The 17933-nt window shown below is 40.1% G+C and carries 17 protein-coding genes and 1 pseudogene; 5 read left to right on the top strand and 13 right to left on the bottom strand.

Translation table 11 applies throughout. From position 1 onward, the window contains the following. A partial coding sequence (locus HLH14_RS03790; RefSeq protein ID WP_171532721.1) for an aldo/keto reductase occupies positions 1–807 on the top strand: 807 nt, incomplete at its 5' end. A 217-nt stretch (positions 808–1024) separates the two neighbouring features. Here the strand turns inward: HLH14_RS03790 and HLH14_RS03785 are convergent. From HLH14_RS03785 to HLH14_RS03755, 7 genes and pseudogenes are all read right to left on the bottom strand, one after another. Beyond that, complete coding sequence (locus tag HLH14_RS03785; RefSeq protein WP_067723277.1) at positions 1025–1801, bottom strand: M48 family metallopeptidase; 777 nt, start codon at positions 1799–1801, stop codon at positions 1025–1027. Between the two features lie 113 nt (positions 1802–1914). Further along, positions 1915–2223: a hypothetical protein gene (locus HLH14_RS03780; RefSeq protein ID WP_067723275.1), complete on the bottom strand. Its 309-nt coding sequence runs from the start codon at positions 2221–2223 to the stop codon at positions 1915–1917. 194 nt (positions 2224–2417) lie between these two features. Then, positions 2418–3737: an adenylosuccinate synthase gene (locus HLH14_RS03775; RefSeq protein WP_067723273.1), complete on the bottom strand. Its 1320-nt coding sequence runs from the start codon at positions 3735–3737 to the stop codon at positions 2418–2420. Between the two features lie 69 nt (positions 3738–3806). Further along, on the bottom strand, positions 3807–4973 hold the full coding sequence (locus HLH14_RS03770) for an ATP phosphoribosyltransferase regulatory subunit (RefSeq protein ID WP_067723272.1): 1167 nt from the start codon (positions 4971–4973) through the stop codon (positions 3807–3809). Positions 4974–5185: 212 nt separating this feature from the next. After that, a pseudogene (locus HLH14_RS03765) lies at positions 5186–5503 on the bottom strand (Lrp/AsnC family transcriptional regulator); the annotation flags it as partial. Positions 5504–5555: 52 nt separating this feature from the next. Further along, the gene (locus HLH14_RS03760; protein ID WP_081406197.1) at positions 5556–5873 is read right to left on the bottom strand and encodes a hypothetical protein; all 318 of its coding nucleotides are present in this window, start codon (positions 5871–5873) and stop codon (positions 5556–5558) included. 434 nt (positions 5874–6307) lie between these two features. Beyond that, complete coding sequence (locus HLH14_RS03755) at positions 6308–7333, bottom strand: type I glyceraldehyde-3-phosphate dehydrogenase (RefSeq protein WP_067723270.1); 1026 nt, start codon at positions 7331–7333, stop codon at positions 6308–6310. Between the two features lie 429 nt (positions 7334–7762). Here HLH14_RS03755 and alaS point away from each other — a divergent pair, with 429 nt between their 5' ends. The 3 genes from alaS (at position 7763) to csrA (ending at position 12316) form a co-directional block, all read left to right on the top strand. Next, complete coding sequence (gene alaS / locus HLH14_RS03750; protein WP_171255152.1) at positions 7763–10456, top strand: alanine--tRNA ligase; 2694 nt, start codon at positions 7763–7765, stop codon at positions 10454–10456. 66 nt (positions 10457–10522) lie between these two features. Next, positions 10523–11803: an aspartate kinase gene (locus HLH14_RS03745; RefSeq protein WP_067723265.1), complete on the top strand. Its 1281-nt coding sequence runs from the start codon at positions 10523–10525 to the stop codon at positions 11801–11803. A 249-nt stretch (positions 11804–12052) separates the two neighbouring features. Then, entirely contained in the window at positions 12053–12316 is a 264-nt protein-coding gene (csrA, locus tag HLH14_RS03740; RefSeq protein ID WP_067723263.1) for a carbon storage regulator CsrA, read from the top strand. Between the two features lie 59 nt (positions 12317–12375). On the opposite strand, the gene rnhB is transcribed toward csrA, so the two are convergent. Together rnhB and HLH14_RS03730 are read right to left on the bottom strand one after the other, a co-directional pair. Beyond that, positions 12376–12954 carry a ribonuclease HII gene (rnhB, locus tag HLH14_RS03735; protein ID WP_067723260.1) on the bottom strand — a complete coding sequence of 193 codons (579 nt, stop codon included), beginning with the start codon at positions 12952–12954 and terminating at the stop codon, positions 12376–12378. Positions 12955–13016: 62 nt separating this feature from the next. Beyond that, on the bottom strand, positions 13017–13400 hold the full coding sequence (locus HLH14_RS03730; RefSeq protein ID WP_067723258.1) for a hypothetical protein: 384 nt from the start codon (positions 13398–13400) through the stop codon (positions 13017–13019). A gap of 223 nt (positions 13401–13623) precedes the next feature. Here HLH14_RS03730 and HLH14_RS03725 point away from each other — a divergent pair, with 223 nt between their 5' ends. Continuing rightward, entirely contained in the window at positions 13624–14178 is a 555-nt protein-coding gene (locus tag HLH14_RS03725; RefSeq protein ID WP_067723256.1) for a cytochrome b, read from the top strand. Between the two features lie 68 nt (positions 14179–14246). Here the strand turns inward: HLH14_RS03725 and HLH14_RS03720 are convergent, their stop codons facing one another. The 4 genes from HLH14_RS03720 to HLH14_RS03705 all read right to left on the bottom strand — a co-directional run bounded on the left by HLH14_RS03720 (position 14247) and on the right by HLH14_RS03705 (position 17648). Then, a complete protein-coding gene (locus tag HLH14_RS03720) occupies positions 14247–14606 on the bottom strand; it encodes a hypothetical protein (protein WP_067723254.1) in 360 nt (119 codons plus the stop codon). Between the two features lie 100 nt (positions 14607–14706). Next, positions 14707–15708, bottom strand: a complete 1002-nt coding sequence (locus HLH14_RS03715; protein ID WP_067723252.1) for an adenosine deaminase — start codon at positions 15706–15708, stop codon at positions 14707–14709. A gap of 79 nt (positions 15709–15787) precedes the next feature. Beyond that, positions 15788–17110, bottom strand: a complete 1323-nt coding sequence (locus HLH14_RS03710; protein ID WP_067723249.1) for an NCS2 family permease — start codon at positions 17108–17110, stop codon at positions 15788–15790. A 379-nt stretch (positions 17111–17489) separates the two neighbouring features. Beyond that, on the bottom strand, positions 17490–17648 hold the full coding sequence (locus tag HLH14_RS03705; RefSeq protein ID WP_155859788.1) for a hypothetical protein: 159 nt from the start codon (positions 17646–17648) through the stop codon (positions 17490–17492). Positions 17649–17933: the final 285 nt, after the last annotated feature.

Here is a 17933-nt window from a genome sequence, read left to right as displayed (position 1 = left end):
CTTTTTATTGCTTCAAAAATAGCAGGCCCCTCACAAGGCGGAAGCCACATCCGTGACGGGCAAACTCGCTTCACAGCTGCAGAGATTAGCTCAGCCATAGATGGTTCGTTAAAACGCTTACAAAGCGATTATATCGACCTATATCAATTGCATTGGCCACAACGTCCAACCAATTTCTTTGGCAAGCTCGGTTATGGCAATATTGAAGCCCATCAAAATGCAGAAATCACCGCTTTAGAAGAAACCTTAAGCGCTTTAAGTGATGAAATTAAAAAAGGCCGTATTCGCTATATTGGTCTTTCAAATGAGACCCCTTGGGGAACCTTAAAGTTTTTGCATTTGGCTGAAAAATTAGGCTTGGAAAAATTTGTCAGCGTGCAAAATCCATATAGCCTGTTAAACCGTACCTATGAAATTGGCATGTCAGAAATTGCCCATTATGAAAATGTCGGACTACTGGCCTATTCACCTTTAGCTTTCGGTTATTTGACTGGAAAATTCCGTAATGGTGCGCGCCCTGCAAATGCACGTGTCACCCTATTTTCTCGTTTTAGCCGTTATAGCAATCCAGAGAGTGAATGGGCAACCGAGCAATATGCTCAACTTGCTGAACGACATGGCTTAACCTTGACACAACTGTCATTGGCATTTATCAAACAGCAGTTCTTTGTGACCAGTACCATTATTGGTGCAACCAATTTGGATCAACTCAAAGAAAATATCCAAGCGTTCGAAATTGACTTATCGGCAGAAGTTTTACAAGGTATTGAGGATATTCACCGTCAACAGCCGAATCCTGCGCCCTAATTTCATTTTAAGCACCGCTTAAAATGAAATTAGAAAATTGAATTAAAACAATTTTCTAAAGCTAGAAATAGAAAAGCTCTACTTTATATTGCATGAAATTTTCTAAATAATTTACCCTCACCCCTTGCGCAGCAGTGCTGCTCATCCCACAGGGAGAGGGAATAAAAGCAAAAAAGGATGCTAAAAAGCATCCTTTTTTTTATGACCTAACTACCCATTAGCGTTTGTTATAAATCGCTTGAGCTGCTGGCAAGTTTTTACGCATTGCTTCAATACGTTGGCTATTTGAAGGGTGAGTAGACAAGAATGATGCACCTCCTGCACCTTCCAGTTTATTCATTTTTTCCCAAAGAGTAATGGCAGCTTGTGGATTATAACCCGCACGCGCCATCAGCATTAAACCGCCTTGGTCGGCACGATTTTCTAAACTACGTGAAAAAGGTAAACCTACGCCCACTTGCGCACCCAACTGCGCCGCAGCAGTACCCAACTGACCCACATTACTTCCAGCAGCGCTTAGACCAATGTTTAAAGCCAAGTCAGTTAATGCTTGTTGACCAATTTTATTTTTAGAGTGTTCCTCTAAGGCATGCACCATTTCGTGACCCATTACTGCGGCAATTTCTGCATCAGTCAGGTTCAATTTATTCACGATACCGGTATAGAACACCACTTTACCACCGGGTGCCACATAGGCATTAATCTGATCTGATTTTAGCACAGCCAGTTTCCAGTCAAACTTTTGGCCTGTCTGATTGATTTGATCGCCATAAGGTTTTAAACGCATAAATACAGAATTAATACGTTTATAAGTCGTTGAAGATGTATCTAAAGTTTTATTTGCACTCGCTTCCTGAACTGTTTTATTAAAACCTTGTGCTGCTGTTACATTTAATGTCGATGAATCTGCCCCTGCCATTTCTGCTACAGTCGTACAACCTGAAATAGTGATCACACTAGCCGCACACAAACTTAAAACGAGTTTGCTATTCATTATAATAATCTCCACCTTGAAAACAGATATCAGTTTTAAACTGATTATATGGAATAGTGGATAAGCTTTAAATTATTATTCCCTCCATATTCATATTATTTATGTAACTGTGCTTATCTAAGAAACTGAAAACTAAGCCAATAAATAAGGCATAAAATATTCAAAACCAAATACACTTGGCACATCGGTTTAATTTTCTGTTCAAGTTGCTCATTTTTTCTTTTAAAAAATAAAATAGCATTTTGAATGAGAATTAATGGAACTAGAATGCAGGCAATAATCACACTTAAACCAATAAATGCCGTGTAGATAATACTGGGATCTTTCGTTTGTGCCTGAATAATCAGCATTGCAATAGTGGGCGCACCACCCATGGCAAATAGTAAGGAATAAAAAATCGTTCCTGAAATATTCTTATGCATCCCGCACAACCTTCCATTTATCTTATGTTTGGTATTCTAACAAGTGCCAGTTATTTAAACAGTATTCTCTGATGCAACTTTAGTCTGGGCAAAATTTTCTCCCAATATATTCTCTTAGTGCATTTTCAAAATAAGAACATAAAAAAAGCCCCGCAAATAGCGAGGCCTTTTGATCATCGTTATATCAGCTTAAATTAAGCATCAAACGGATGACGTAAAACAATGGTTTCTTCACGGTCTGGACCAGTCGAAATGATATCGATTGGGCATTCGATCAATTGCTCAAGACGTTTAACATAGTTAATCGCAGCTTGTGGTAATTGTTCTAATGTTTTAGCACCGAAAGTAGACTCAGACCAACCTGGCATAGTTTCGTAGATTGGTTTTAAAGATTCGAATGCAATCGCATCAGAAGAACCGACACAACCAGAATCTGCAGCTTCATAACCTACACAGATTTTCACTTCTTCTAAACCGTCAAGAACGTCAAGTTTAGTTAAGCAAATACCTGAAAGTGAGTTTACATCTACTGAGCGGCGAAGAATTTCAGCATCGAACCAACCACAACGGCGTTGACGACCAGTAGACGCACCAAATTCAGAACCTACAGTTCCGAGGTGTTTACCGATTGCATCACCAACATCGTTCGCAGCATCGTAAACAAGTTCAGTTGGGAACGGACCAGCACCTACACGTGTTGTGTATGCTTTGGTAATACCCAATACATAGTCAAGGTGCAAAGGACCCAGACCAGAACCTGAGCTTACGCCACCAGCAGTGGTGTTTGAAGACGTTACATACGGATATGTACCGTGGTCAACGTCAAGAAGTGAACCTTGCGCGCCTTCAAACATGATTTTTTTGCCCGCTTTACGGTAATCATGTAATTCTTTGGTTACGTCCATAACTAATGGAGCAACTACTTCACGCCATTGGTCGCAAAGCGCAATCACGTCTTCCAAGTTCACCGCTTCTACGCCGTAGAATTGAGTCAGTTGGAAGTTATGGTATTCAAGAAGCTCTTCAAGTTGAGCTTTAAGATGATCGCCACCACGTACAAGGTCAGCAACACGGACTGCACGACGCGCAACTTTATCTTCATACGCTGGACCGATACCACGACCAGTAGTACCAATTTTCGCGTTACCACGTTTTTTCTCACGTGCTTGGTCAAGCGCGATGTGGTTCGGAAGAATTAAAGGACAGTTTGGAGAAATACGTAAACGCTCTTTAACTGGAACGCCTTCTTTCTCGAGGATGTCCATTTCTTCGATTAATGCAGCAGGTGAAAGTACAACACCATTACCAATTAAGCAAAGTACGTTATCACGTAAAATACCAGATGGAATGAGGTGTAATACAGTTTTCTTACCACCAACCACGAGTGTATGACCAGCGTTGTGTCCGCCTTGGTAACGAACTACCGCAGCCGCTTGATCTGTGAGCAGGTCAACGATTTTACCTTTACCTTCGTCGCCCCATTGGGTACCGAGTACCACAACATTTTTGCCCATAATAGCCTCATTGCATCATGCTGTTAAAATTGAAAACTTGAATTGGTGACTTGAAACCAATTCAGGTCATTAAATCTTTTCGACTTTCCACTCACCTGCCACATTCACCAATTGGTGAGTTGCATGCGGTACCGAGTTTAAACTGTCATTTCCAAGTAATTGAATTACACCAAAGCCTTGTGTACGTGCATTTGAAATTGCTTTAAGCAAATCTGCATCGGTACCCTTAGGTGCAACAACTACATTTAAATCTTTAAATTGACCTGCGCTTAACGCATATAAGTCGCACGAAAAACCTGTTGCAGGACGTGCACGACCAAAATGTTCGCCAATACCATCATAGCGACCACCTTGAGCCAGGGGAGCCGCACGGTTTGGTGCATAAACTGCATACATTAAACCCGTGTGATAATGGTATGAACGTAATTCTACAACATCAATACCAATATGCAGATTTGGCCAACGTGACTGAATTTCGATTTGAGTTGTTTTCAAAGTGTCAAAGGCTTGCTTGAACGCTTCATCCGCGAAAATTTCAGCACTTAAATTGGCTTGTAATGCATCCAGATCACTTGAATAGCGACCTAGTGTATAAAAATCTGCGCCAAATTTTAATTCTTGGGTAAATTCAGCAAGTTCAGGTAATGCTTTACGTTGATAAAGATCTGAAAGATGACTTTCAACAGCTTTAGTCAAACCCGCATGTTTCACTAAACTACGGAATAAGCCGACATGTCCTAAATCTAGATGGATACCTTCTGCCAAGCCGGCTTTTTCAATTAAGCCCAGCATGACATCAACCATTTCGACATCAGCATCAATACTGTCAGAACCAAATAGCTCTGCACCTAATTGTAGGGGTGCACGTGTGGTATTAAACCCTTGTGGTTTCGTATGTAAAACCGTTCCTGCATAGCAGTAACGAGCCACACCATCTACTGGATGTACATGCGCATCAATACGAGCCACTTGTGGTGTCATATCGGCACGCACACCAAGTAAACGACCGGATAACTGGTCGATAACTTTAAAAGTGGCTAAGTCTAAATCTTGATTCGATTCTGAAAGAGAAGATAGAGATTCGATGTATTCGATAAATGGCGTGTACACCAATTGATAACCTCGAGATGCGAGGAAATCTAGTGCGTCACGACGCAAAGTTTCAATCACTTGCGCCTGTTCTGGTAATACATCAGCTACACCATCAGGTAATAACCATGTCTCTGAAATGGGCATGTTGTAAACCTAAATTCTGTCAGAGCGGAAGTTATCCGCATAAAAAAATCGGGAGCACACCCGATTTCTCCTAGTCTAGCACGATAGTTTTAGCTGTGCACCTGACTTTTTCACAAAAACAGGCAGAATACTTATTGTTTAATCAGACAAAAATAGCCCAATTCGATTCAAGCATCCATACCGCTCAAAGATGATTCTAAAACTGTTTATTATTAACCCAAGGGCAACTCAGTGGTTTGTTTAATCTTTTGTAATGGAATTTCAGTTTTCACATTTTGCAGACCTGAAATTTTATTTAAATGATGAATCTGAAACTTACGGTACACATCCAAATCAGCCACTACAATTCGCAAGAAGAAATCACAATCCCCTGCCATCAACTGGCATTCTACGACTTCAGGCATATCCTGAATTGCATCTACAAACTGGTCTACTGTTTCAGCATCCTGACTTTTCAGCCAGATGCGTGCAAAAATATTTAAACTCAAATTAACTTTCGCCGAATCCACAAAAGCCACATATTTTTCAATTCGGCAGCCATTTTAAGATTCGTTCTTACTTAGAATCCTGACAAAGATGAAGTTATATGGAGGGTCTGTCCGAGGAATTGACTGCCTTTGCTAATAATCCGACCAATTCAGCATTTTGCAACTCGACTTGACTGAGTTTATTGGTGGTTTTATCGAGTACTTGTTGCTGGATATGCATTTTTTTGGCCAAGTCCTGCATAATTTCCAAGGTTTTCTTTAAATTCTCTTCCAAATGAATCACTTTTTCTTCGAGTTGCAAGTTCATTTGAGTTTCACTTAACACATCATTTTGATTGCTAAATTGCGCCCAAATCAAAAAAATCACGGCTATGGCTAAAAGGAGAATAAAACTCCATATAAATATCAACATACCTGTATTACTCTTCTAATTGGGTCATTGCTCGCTATCATAGCGAACCAATGATATGAAATTTAAAAAGAACTTATAATTTTCATAAACCAAGCAAACCATTATTTCAACTTAAGCCTTATTAGATTGTATTTTTATAAGTATTTTATACCGTCAAGTGATCAGGGGCAGCTCAGAACATCTGAGCAACATAGATTTCAAGTATCTAAACCACTAAAATAATCTATGCAGATACTTATTTAAAACAACATTAAAATGATGTTAACGCTTCAAGTAAGCTACCCTGATTATCCTACCGAAGGCGAACAACTTGCTCAAGACTTAAACGACCAAATAATTCAAGTTAAATGATGGGTTATCTCCAAAATCACTTTATATATAACTCATTTAGTTAGAAATTCTGGAGAAAGCTAAAACTCTAAAGCACATCAATTTTATGATGTAAATGACTCACATAAGTCCAGCAGACGATTGGCATAACCCCACTCATTATCATACCAAGCCAAGACTTTCGCTTGATGTCCAACGACCATGGTTTGGCTTAAATCGACAATTAAAGAATAAGGTGAATGATTAAAATCAGACGATACTAAAGGTTCATCTGTCACATCCATAATTTCCGCATAATCATGTCGTGCCGACTTGATCAGGACTTCATTGATTTTATGCACGGTGACATGCGATTGAGCAACAAAAGTTAAATCAATAGCCGCGACATTAATGGTGGGTACACGAATGGAATAACCGTCAATCCGGTCTTCCATTTTTGGCATCACGCGTTTTAATGCAGCCAAGGCTGAAGATGTGGTGGGAATAATATTTTGCCCAGAAGCTCGCGCACGACGCAGGTCACGATGCGCATGATCCAGTACCGACTGATCAGCCGTTACCGCATGAATTTCTGTCATCAAAGCGGTATCAATTCCAAAAGCATCATCAATGATTTTCACCAAAGGAACCAAGGCTTGCGTGGTACAGGATACGCTGGAAATAATTTGATCGCTGTCTTTAACTTCATAATGGTTTACACCATAGACAATGGCAGCATCCACACTGTCAAATGGCGCAGCGCCAATAATGACGCGTTTCGCCCCGGCGGTAATATGCTTGGTTGCCGCTTCACGTGAACGAAACAAGCCGGTACATTCAAGTACCACATCAATATTTAAATTATTCCAAGGCAAGAGTTCAGGCTGTCCCTGACAGAATACCTGTACTTTTAATTGCGCCAAACCCGCTGAAATATGCAGAAAAATCTGTTCATTTTCCAGCAGCACTTCGACTTTGCCTTTAAAGCGTCCATGGGTTGTATCGTATTTAAATAAATGAACTAAAGTCTCTACATCTGCAACATCATTAATCGCAATAATGTCAAAATGAAAATCCTTGGGATTTTCAAACCAAGCACGTAATACATTGCGACCAATTCGCCCGAAACCATTAATGGCTACTCGTTGCATTAGATATCCTTAACTCTTGGGTAGATGTAAACACGTGCCTATGTTAATGGATTTTAATCAAATACCGATACCATTTCTGTACATCAATTTATGAAATATGGTTGTGTTAATCATTCCCTATCCCACTTATGCTATTTATTTCAAACCAGACCATCACTAATTCTTGCAATATAAAAATATTCACTCAACCCTTCATGAAATTTAAAAACAAGACCAAGCTGTAAATCAAGCTATAGATTTCTCTCAATATGCCTATATAGTGATTAGACATAATTGTCATTAATTCGCCTTAAAGTGATTGGTGCATGAGGGTTTTTCCGTTATAATTTGGCGTTTTAAAATTTTAAGCCCAGTGTACTAAGGCCGTTCATTTTGCATGAAAATGCTTGGTACACTACTCGCCAATACAAAATATGGAGTGACTTGGTTGTGAGTACTCGTTTTATGACATCAGCTGAAATTCGTGAAGCATTTTTGCGTTACTTTGAATCGCAAGGGCATACACGTGTCGCGTCGAGTTCACTAGTACCCGCCAATGACCCGACTTTATTGTTTACCAATGCCGGGATGAACCAGTTTAAAGACTGCTTCCTGGGGTTGGAAAAACGTGATTATGTTCGCGCAACATCTTCACAAAAATGTGTACGTGCCGGTGGTAAACACAACGACTTAGACAATGTCGGTTATACAGCACGTCACCATACATTCTTTGAAATGTTAGGTAACTTTTCATTTGGTGATTACTTTAAACGTGATGCCATCAAATTTGCCTGGGAATTCTTGACGAGCGATGAATGGTTAGCACTGCCTAAAGATAAACTCTATGCCACTGTTTACCATACCGATGACGAAGCATTTGACATCTGGAATAAAGAAATTGGTTTAGATGCCAGCCGCATTATCCGCATTGGCGATAACAAAGGCGAAAAATACGCATCAGACAACTTCTGGGCAATGGGCGATACCGGTCCTTGCGGTCCATGTTCTGAAATTTTCTTTGACCATGGCGACCATATTTGGGGTGGCCTACCGGGTACGCCTGAAGAAGATGGCGACCGTTTCATTGAAATCTGGAACAACGTATTCATGCAGTTCAACCGTACTGCTGATGGCGTATTGCACCCTCTTCCAGCGCCTTCTGTAGATACAGGTATGGGCTTGGAACGTATTTCTGCAGTTTTACAACATGTAAACTCAAACTATGAAATCGACTTATTCCAACACCTACTCAAATCAGCTGCAGAAATCATTGGCATGGATACCACTGCCATTGAAGCCGAAGCTGCTGCAAATAACAAACCTGTTGATTACCCTGCATCTTTAAAAGTTGTAGCGGATCACGCACGTTCATGCTGCTTCTTGATTGCTGACGGTGTAAACCCTTCAAATGAAGGTCGTGGTTATGTACTTCGTCGTATCATTCGTCGTGCCGTTCGTCACGGTAACAAATTGGGTGCGACAGGTTCATTCTTCCACAAAATGTTGCAACCTTTAATTACAGTGATGGGCGAAGCTTATCCTGAACTTGCAGCCAACCAAGCACGTATCGAAGCGTTATTGTTAAAAGAAGAAGAACAATTCGCAAAAACTTTAGAGCAAGGTTTGAAATTGCTTGAAGGCGAATTGACTCACTTAAAAGGCAATGTGATTCCTGGCGAAACAGTATTTAAACTATACGACACTTACGGCTTCCCGACTGACTTAACCGCTGACATCGCACGTGAACGTGATTTAAGCATTGATGAAGCTGGCTTTGAAGTTGAAATGGCTGCACAGCGTCAACGCGCACGTGATGCAGGTAAATTCGCAGTTGACTATAACAGCATTGTAAAAGTTGAAGGCGAAACTCAATTTGAAGGCTATGACGCAACTCAAGGTCAAGGTCAAATTGTTGCAATCTATAAAGATGGCGAACAAGTTGATGAAGTTTTTGAGGGTGACGAAGCGCTCATCGTATTGAACCAAACGCCTTTCTATGCAGAAAGCGGTGGTCAAATCGGTGATACAGGGATCTTCAAAAACGATACCGGTATTTTCGAAGTTCAAGATACCAAAAAATCTGGTGGTGCATTTGTACACCAAGGTATCGTGACCATGGGTAGCTTAAAAGCTTCTCAAAACGTTGAAGCAACGGTTAAAGCTGATATTCGTGCTGCAACTGCGCGTAACCACTCTGCGACTCACCTTTTACATGCTGCCCTACGTCAAGTTTTGGGTTCACATGTACAACAAAAAGGTTCACTGGTTGCAAGCGACATCCTACGTTTTGACTTTGCCAACGATCAACCGGTTTCATTTGAACAACTTCAACAAGTTGAACGTATTGTTAACCGCGAAGTGATTGCCAACACTGCTGTATCTACTGAACTTCTAGACATCGAATCTGCCAAAGAAAAAGGCGCGATGATGTTGTTCGGTGAAAAATATGGTGACGAAGTACGTGTACTTTCTATGGGTTCAATCACTGAAAATAAAAACTTCTCTATCGAACTTTGTGGTGGTATTCATGTGAAACGCACTGGTGACATCGGCTTGTTCAAAATCACCTCTGAAGGTGGTGTTGCAGCAGGTGTACGTCGTATTGAAGCGGTGACTGGTACTAAAGCAGTGGAAATTGTGCAAAAAACCGATCGTGATGTTCAATACATCAATGGTCTGTTAAAAGCACAAAATCACCAAACGGTAGAAAAAGTTGAAGCCGTTGTTGAAACTGCTCATCAATTGCAAAAACAAATTGAGCAATTGAACCAAAAACTTGCGAACTTCCAAGCAGCTGAACTTTTAAGCCAAGTTCAAACCATTGCTGGTCGTTCGACATTGATTACCACTGTACAAAACATGGATGCGAAATCACTTCGCAACCTGCATGACGGTGTGAAATCTAAATTAGACAATGCGGTGATCGTGCTTGCGGGTGTAGAAGGCGATAAAGTTAGCCTGCTTGCATCTGTAGCAAAAGATTTCACTGCAAACATTAAAGCAGGTGACATCATCAAACACTTGGCTACCGAACTCGGTGGTAAAGGTGGTGGTAAACCTGACTTGGCACAAGGTGGCGCGCCACTTAACGAGAAGTTTGCACCAGTGATGGCAGATTTAACTGCCTGGCTTGAGGCAAAATAAAGACTTCACTTTTTGTGTAACGGACCCTGATAGGTACATCAGGGTCATGGCTTTTATGGAACAACTATGGCATTAATCGTTCAAAAATATGGCGGTACCTCTATGGGTACTCCCGAGCGCATTTTAAATGTTGCTCGTCGTGTAAAGCGCTGGCATGACCACGGCCACAAGGTGGTGGTTGTCGTTTCAGCAATGAGTGGCGAAACCAATCGTCTGCTTGCTTTAGCGAAGGCCATTACCGAAACCCCTGATCCGCGTGAACTTGATCAAATGGTCTCTACGGGCGAACAGGTTACGATTTCTATGTTAGCGATGGCACTCAACTCTATTGGGGTTGAAGCAAAGTCACTCACTGGTCGCCAAGTTGGCATTAAAACGGATAGTGCATTCACTAAAGCACGTATTGAAGCGATTGATACTGATGTTTTAACTGAAAATCTAGACGCAGGTCGTGTGCTGGTTGTTGCTGGCTTCCAAGGCTTTGATGAACAAGGCAATACCACCACTTTAGGTCGTGGCGGTTCAGATACTTCCGGTGTTGCACTTGCTGCTGCATTAAAAGCAGACGAATGCCAAATTTACACAGACGTGGATGGTGTTTATACCACCGACCCTCGTGTTGCACCTAAAGCAAAAAAAGTTGATCGTATTTCTTTTGAAGAAATGCTGGAAATGGCATCTTTGGGTTCTAAAGTTCTTCAAATTCGTTCAGTTGAATTTGCTGGTAAATACCAAGTGCCTTTACGCGTATTATCAAGTTTTGATAATGACGATGATGGCGCATTTGACGAAGACTTTAAACAAAACGTCGGCACTCTTATTACTACTGAATTGGAAGACAACATGGAACAGCCAATCATCTCTGGTATCGCATTTAACCGTGACGAAGCAAAATTAACGATTCTAGGTGTGCCTGATGAACCAGGTATTGCAGCTAAAATCTTATGTCCAATTGGCGATGCGAACGTTGAAGTGGATATGATTATCCAGAACGTTGAAGAAGATGGCACAACTGATTTCACTTTTACGGTTAACCGTGGTGAATTAGCCAAAGCCAAAACAATTCTTGAAGATACCGCGAAAAAAATTGGTGCACGTGAAGTTGCAACGCGTTCTGACATCGTAAAAGTATCGATTGTGGGTGTAGGTATGCGTTCACATGCTGGCGTGGCAAGCAAAATGTTCACTGCCCTGGCTGAAGAAGGTATCAATATTTTAATGATCTCTACCTCAGAAATTAAGATTTCCGTGATCATTGAAGAAAATTATTTAGAACTTGCTGTGCGTACTCTTCACACTGCTTTCGGTTTAGACCGTGAATCTGGTGAATCAACCGTACGTGCATAACATCGGAAAATGTGTCACAAATTGTCATTGTTAGACAGTTTTTAAAAAAGTAGAAAAAAACAGAGCCACTATAGTTTTTCTTATAGTGGCTCTGTTATATTAGCCATGTGCTTTTAAGAAAATTTTAACAAAAAAGTATAGAGGACGAGGTTTGTCACATTGCTTTGTTAAAATTTTCTTTGATATTTAAGGTTGTGCTTTTTACATTTTAGATCAATTGCAGGTTTAGCATTTTGCAAGGAGATAAACATGCTGATTCTGACTAGACGTGTCGGAGAAACATTAATGATTGGGGACCAAGTCAGTGTAACTGTACTTGGTGTTAAAGGAAATCAAGTTCGTATTGGCGTAAATGCTCCAAAAGAAGTATCCGTTCATCGTGAAGAAATTTACCAACGTATTCAACATGAACGCGCTATGCACGAACATCTTCAACATCTCGATCAAGATTATCAACCTTCTTTTGAAGAAGATAATTTCCCACAGAATACCCAGAATGACTTTAATCGTTAAAGATTAAATGTCTTTCTCCTAAAGCGGCTTACATAAGCCGCTTTAAATTTATCTGGCCATTAGTTTTGTTCAAGCAAAGCCAAGGCTTTTTTGACTGGTGCATAACTGCGACGATGCTGACCAATCACACCATGTTGCGCAATCGCCTCAAAATGGGCTTTGGTTGGATAACCCTTGTGTTTGGCAAAGCCAAAGTGCGGATATTGCTGATCAAGCTCTACCATTTGATGGTCACGCGTTACTTTTGCCAAAATACTGGCAGCTGAAATTTCTGCATGTATGGCATCACCCCCCACAACTGCATCACAGCTCATCGTTAAGCCCTGTGGGACTTTATTACCATCCACCAACACATGTTCAGGTTGAATGTTTAGAGCCTCTACAGCGCGGCGCATAGCCAACAATGATGCCTGAAGAATGTTGATCTCGTCAATTTCTTCATGACTCGCTTCAGCAATGGCCCAAGCCAGGGCTTTTTCCTGTATTTCTACAAATAGCTTCTCACGTTTTTTTTCAGTGAGTTTTTTAGAATCATTCAAGCCCTCAATCGGGTTGTTGGGATCTAAAATAACTGCAGCTGCAACAACTGAACCCACAAGTGGACCACGCCCTGCTTCATCTGCACCAGCGATTTTCATAACCTATCTACCTACAAAAAAAGAGGCTGAACAAGTCAGCCTATTTATTACTTCATTAACGATTATTGTACTGCTTCAGCGACACAAGCATTAATGGTTTTAGTGACTGCATTTGAAACAATTGTCGTACGTGCTGCCGGATCAATCGCTGCGGTTGCCAAATCTACAGCTGTTACGCTTTGTGGCGCTTTTTCACTTACGCAACCACAAATTTCAGACTGAATATTTTGTTTTTGAGTTGCAGTCATCAATTTAGTGGCAGTTTGCCATGCAGCAATATTATTCAACTCGGTTGTACATTTTGCATTAATTGCAATTTTAATTGCAGCGTTACCAAGTTGCTGAGTTGCTGATTGCGTACCCGTTGTACCTGTAGTTGTGCCAGTTGACACACATGCAGTGAGCGCTAAAGTTAAAGGTGCAAGTACAGCAATTAATTTTTTCACAGTTAAATCCTTTGTTATAAAATCTGTTGGGCATATTCTGCCGAAACTTTGCCCTAGAAGAAATGTATATTTCAAATGAATTTTCCAGGTGAGTGTTGTCTGTCTAAAAACAATACAGCTTTCAGCGTTGCAAGAATTATACGCATCGTTCCATATTCACCATTTTTTTAAATACGCTGTTTGATTAGCATGCTTAGACTTATAAATTACATGTTGGTTTAACATGACAAGCACTTCACAATACTATACCCGTACAGCACAAATGCTTCATTGGCTGATGGCGGTTATTTTCATTGCCGCATGGTTGATTGGTTTTTATAGCGGAAATTTTTTAAGCTATGATGTTGATGGCAGTTTTAAAGGTCAAGTCATCACCTTACATAAAAACATCGCGACAACGATTATATTTCTGGTATTGATTCGTCTGTTTTGGCGTTATACCCACCCCGTTCCACAACTGCCAGACACTATGTCGCCGTCAATGAAAGTCTTGGCACATCTTGGGCATTTGGCTTTATATTTAATGTTGCTCGCATTACCGATTACGGGCTGTTTGTTTAGCTGGAGTGCTGGACATCCTGCGCCTGTTTTGTACTTATTTGAAATCCCGCGTCTGGTTCAAGACAATCCTGAACTGTTAGCCATTGTTAAGCCTGTACATATTTATTTGTCATGGTTTGCCGGATTTCTCGTGATAGGACATATCGCTGCTGCTTTAAAACATCATTTTATAGATAAAGATAATATTTTACGCAGTATGACTCGACAAGAAAAATAGCCAAATAGCACTCAATAAAAAAGCCGCATCAGTTTATGCACAGATGCGGCTTTTTCTTATTTTTAAACTTACTTTAGGGCTTCTTGAGCACAACCCTTAACGCTATTTAACACGGCTTGTTTAATCAGACTATTTTTAGCCTCTTCACTAAACGATGCCATTGCCAGGTCTTTCGCAGACACATCTTTCAGCGCATTGTCACTCACACAGCCACAGATTTGTTTTTGCACCGAACTTTGACGTTCTGAACTCATAAACAAGGCCGCTGATTGCCAGATTTTTGAATCATTCAATTCACTTTTACATGCCTGCTCTACCACTGGCTTTAACATTTTCTGAGTTAAAGTAGAGTTTTTATCCATTGCAAAAACTGCTACGAAACCAATCAACAAAGCAATAACAGCTATCCAGTACAGACTCTTTTTCAAAATATAACCTAACGCTTTACACGCAATATTCTTTACACAATAATTGAGCAGATTAATGAATAAATCTGCTCAATCTTAAAGTACTTTTTAAAAGAAAAGATTATGCCAAAGCATCAATCTGTTGTGACCATTTTTGTTTTTCTGCATCAGAAATAAATGATGCTTCAAACGAATTTTTAGCCAATTGCTTAAGTTCATCATTGGATAAATCTAAAGCTTCAGCAATCGCAATAAAGTTGTCGTTCATATATCCACCAAAATACGATGGGTCATCTGAATTTACAGTTACATGCACGCCTTGTTGCAATAAACGACGGATATTGTGCTGTGCCATATCATCGACAACGCAGAGCTTTAAGTTACTTAAAGGACACACCGTTAAAGGCATTTTTTCCGCAATTAAACGTTGCATCAGTTTAGGGTCTTCTTCTGAACGTACACCGTGATCCACACGATTTACTTTAAGCAAATCCAAAGCTTCCCAAACATATTCAGCCGGACCTTCTTCACCAGCATGTGCCACCACTAAAAAGCCTTCTTCACGCGCTTTGGCAAATACACGTTCAAACTTAGATGGTGGATGCCCCACTTCGCTTGAATCCAAACCGACAGCAATAATTTGATCTTTAAATGGCAAAGCTTGTTCTAAAGTTTCAAATGCCGCTTCTTCACTTAAATGACGCAAGAAACACATGATTAAATGTGAGCTAATGCCGAATTTGGCTTTTGCATCATCACAGGCACGTTGCAACCCATTAATTACGGTTGCGAATACCACGCCACGATCCGTATGCGTTTGCGGATCGAAGAACATTTCAGTATGTACGACTTTATCTGCAGCGCATTTTTCAAAATATGCCCAAGCCAGATCATAAAAATCTTGCTCGAGCACCAAAACATTGGCACCTGCATAATAAATGTCGAGGAAAGATTGCAGGTTGTGGAAGTTATAGGCCTGTTTCACTTCGTCAACAGATTTATACGGAATATCAATATGGTTACGTTGAGCAATAGCGAACATGAGTTCAGGCTCAAAAGTCCCTTCAATATGTACGTGTAACTCTGCTTTTGGCAGCGCTTGAATAAGCTCAAGTTGATTCATATCTTATCCTTATAAAACTTTTTTTCAAAAAATAAAAAGGGTGCAAACTGAGTTTACACCCTACTTTGAATTTGGTGAATTAGCCACCAAATGCAGCAAATTTCAATGCCCAAAGTGCAGCAATAATCCATACCATATATGGAACAGTTTTTGCCTTACCTGTACATAATTTGATTAGCGCATAGCTAATGAAGCCCATCGCAATACCATCTGCAATTGAGTATGCAAAAGGCATAAATACGATAGTTAAAAAGGCAGGAACTGCTTCAGTGACGTCTTCCCAGTCAATGTGAACGATACCCTGAATCATCAACACACCCACAAATAGCAAGGCGGGTGCTGTAGCAAAACTTGGTACAGATTGCGCAAGTGGTGCTAAAAATAGACATAACAAGAACATAACGCCAACAACAACAGCGGTTAAGCCTGTACGACCACCGGCTGCAACACCTGCAGATGATTCAATATAAGGCGTTGTTGAAGATGTACCCAAAGCCGCACCTGCAACAATTGCAGTTGAATCCGCAAAAAGTGCTTTTTTCAAACGCGGTAATTTACCATCTTTCAATAAGCCTGCACGGTGTGATACGCCTACCAATGTGCCTGTTGAGTCAAACAAATCGACCAGGAAGAATACAAAGATCACGCCCACTAAGCTAGCAGTGAACAAGCCTTGGAAGTCCATTTGCAGTAATGTTGGGGCAATAGATGGAATCTGACCAACCACACCTTGAAATTGGTTATACCCCAATGCTGTAGCAATAGCCGTAATAACTAAAATACTGATAATAATCGCGCCACGCACCTTAAAGTGGTGCATCACGACAACCATTAAGAAACCAAGCAAAGCCAGCAGTACCGAAGGTTGTTTTAAATCACCCAAGCCCACTAAGGTTGCAGGATTATCTACAATAATGCCGGCATTTTTTAAAGCAACCAGTGCCAGGAACATACCAATACCACCACCAATCGCCAGTTTTAATGACATTGGAATCGCATTGACAATGGCTTCACGAATTTTAAACATGCTGATCGCAATGAAGATCAAACCTGATACAAACACAGCAGCCAGTGCAGTTTGCCAAGGCACACCCATACCCATACACACTGAATAGGTAAAGTAAGCATTCAAGCCCATACCCGGTGCAAGTGCGATTGGATAATTCGCAACAAGCCCCATCACCAAACAACCGATTGCGGCTGCCAGACAGGTTGCGACAAAGACAGCCCCATGATCCATGCCTGTTTCGGACAAAATCATTGGATTGACAATAATGATGTAACACATCGTTAAGAAAGTGGTTACACCTGCAAGAACTTCTGTGCGAAAACTGGTTTTGTTTTCGCTTAACTTAAATAAGCGTTCAAGCATATTCTCTGAAGATGGATTAGGAGTCGTCATGACTTTACCCCGGTAAGTAAACTTTATGCCGTCAGCACGCTATAAAATTAATGATCCGCTACATCGAATCATCATTAATTTTATAGCTGTCAAAGCAATGGATATGCCAATTTTTCCATTTAAAAACAAGTATATTGAACAATTTCTCATTGGAGCTAAAATAGTCAAATGATAAAAATTGTAAACAAAAAAGCTGCATAAAAGTTATGCAGCTCTACTTAGTTTAAATAAATCAGATACTTATTAAATAAATATAATGATTCAATTATGGTCGTGGCAAATTATAGCACAATGATTTTTTATTGTTTCTAAAATTTATTATTCAATAAAATTCAATAAGATAACAACAATTTAAAATTTATGAATCCGTACTACACGACTAAAGTTCACTTGATTTAGCAATGAAGCGATTTGAAGAATGAGCTGGAACGACCTCAACCTCATCGTTAGAAATAAAATTATTGGGATTGGAATCTACGATATTGAGTGACTGATGAGCATCAAGAATCAACTGATTCACTTCTTTCTGTTTTTTCATTTCTGAATCCTGATAAACACAATATCCAAGTACTAGCACTACAAAAATGAGGACTGGAATTAACAACTTTCTCATAACAAAATTTTATTGTTTAAACAACTTTTCATTATAATAACAAATAGCTATAGAAACCGTGACAAAAAACACATTTTTTCAAATCATTTTTCTGCATTTAAATAGACCTCTTTCATAAATCAAAAAATGATCTTCTTTTTGGTTAATATTTGCACTCCGGATTTCTTAGCATTCGTGCATAATCTGCGGATGAAATACATCGATTCAAAC

It is taken from the genome of Acinetobacter terrae, assembly GCF_013004375.1.
Lineage (GTDB): Bacteria > Pseudomonadota > Gammaproteobacteria > Pseudomonadales > Moraxellaceae > Acinetobacter > Acinetobacter terrae.
Note: the sequence above shows the minus strand (reverse complement) of the source record. Positions and strands in the feature narration are given on the sequence as shown.